1 pseudogene is annotated in these 518 nt (G+C 51.2%); it reads right to left on the bottom strand.

The window, feature by feature from the left end:
* Positions 1-396 (bottom strand): annotated as a pseudogene (locus tag JFN93_RS25290) (transposase); the annotation flags it as partial.
* Positions 397-518: the final 122 nt, after the last annotated feature.

A 518-nucleotide genomic window follows, 5' to 3' on the forward strand; every position in this document is an offset into this window, starting at 1 on the left:
TCCTGCGTTCAATTCGCCCGCTTCAAGATTACAAATCTGTTCAACAGTCTCGATTATGGTTTGGAGATCAGGCGTCGTCCTGGGCAGTTCGTCGGTCTTGGCCTGAACGTCGACATAAAAATCATCCCCGCCTAACAGGCGGCTATCGTATTTGCAGCCCGTGTAGAATTCCTCGTGGTGCCCCTCCTCTGCTTTCTCTCTTACCATTCTGTCAAATGCGATCCGTGCCGCTTTGAGGCGAGTACCGAAATAGGAAAGGATTGGCTTGGTCGACAGCCACGGAATTTCTTCTTGGCCCAAGTATGTCTTGTGGCTACTCCACTGATACAGCGCTACATCTTTGGTTATTTTTGCGCGAACGGGATTCAGGTGTATGTAGCTGACCAACTGCAGCAAGTATCGGTCCGCGTCAATGACCGTGGCTTTGTACCGGCCTTGGAATAAATGACCAACTCTGCTGCGGCGCCAGTTGACCCACCGGGCATAGCGGAAGGAGAGGTTTTGGATAATTCGTGAAA

The sequence above is a fragment of the Geomesophilobacter sediminis genome (genome assembly GCF_016458275.1).
Taxonomy (GTDB): domain Bacteria; phylum Desulfobacterota; class Desulfuromonadia; order Geobacterales; family Geobacteraceae; genus Geomesophilobacter; species Geomesophilobacter sediminis.